The organism is Candidatus Nitrosarchaeum limnium BG20 (genome assembly GCF_000241145.1).
GTDB lineage: Archaea > Thermoproteota > Nitrososphaeria > Nitrososphaerales > Nitrosopumilaceae > Nitrosarchaeum > Nitrosarchaeum limnae.
In genome coordinates, this window is sequence record NZ_AHJG01000326.1 from 1 (window position 1) to 877 (window position 877).

Annotated in this window: 1 protein-coding gene and 1 pseudogene; both read right to left on the reverse strand. The window is 34.5% G+C overall.

Annotation, left to right across the window (positions count from 1 at the left end; genetic code table 11):
• Positions 1–134 precede the first annotated feature (134 nt).
• A complete protein-coding gene (locus BG20_RS11300; protein WP_007401213.1) occupies positions 135–446 on the reverse strand; it encodes a hypothetical protein in 312 nt (103 codons plus the stop codon).
• A pseudogene (locus tag BG20_RS11305) lies at positions 443–877 on the reverse strand (porphobilinogen synthase); the annotation flags it as partial. The pseudogene BG20_RS11305 and the gene BG20_RS11300, both read right to left, overlap by 4 nt.

The window sequence follows — 877 nt, forward strand, 5'->3', positions numbered from 1 at the left end:
TATGGTGGTACACAATTCATCTATGATCCTGCTAAAGATTATGTCTTTAGGATTGCAGAACCTTGGGGTAGTGCAAACATCCCGTTAGATCTACCATAACCTCTTTTTTATTTTTCAAATAATTTTATAATGTTTTATCCATAGTCGATATATCTTTCATATCTTTTTTCTACTTCTTTATTGAGGCCTGATGAAATTTTTTCATATTCTTCTTGTTTTCTTATATTGATGTATTTTACAATCTCTGAAAAATTCTCATCTGTTTTGTATGATTCGAATACGGGCTCCATCATTTTTAGATACTCTAGAACTTTTTTTCTATATTCCTCACGTGTAGGTTTCTGTATTTTGTTTAGTCTAAACCAAATTACTGCCCAGCTTGAACCCACAATATGTGGTAGTAAATCAAAAGCTCTTTCTATCTCAAAGCGTTGATCATTTCTCATTTCTGAAGAAATTTTGCAGCTGACTTTGCAAAGTATGTTACAATCATATCAGCACCTGCACGTTTTATACTGTATAGTATCTCTTCTGTGATGTCTTTTTCATTTACCCATCCTTGTTTTGCTGCTCCTTTTACCAGGGCATATTCTCCTGAAACACTATACGCTGCAACTGGAACATTGAATCTTCTTCTAGTTTCGGCAATTAGATCTAGATACGACAAAGCTGGCTTTATCATAACAATGTCTACTCCTTCATTGATATCTGTCTCAACTTCCATCATTGCTTCTCGAGCATTTGTGAATGGAACTTGGTATGTCTTTCTATCGCCAAATTTAGGTGCACATTCTGCTGCATCTCTAAATGGTGAATAAAATGATGATCTGTGTTTTGCAGAGTGAGACATTATGGACACATCTGTAAATCCTTCATC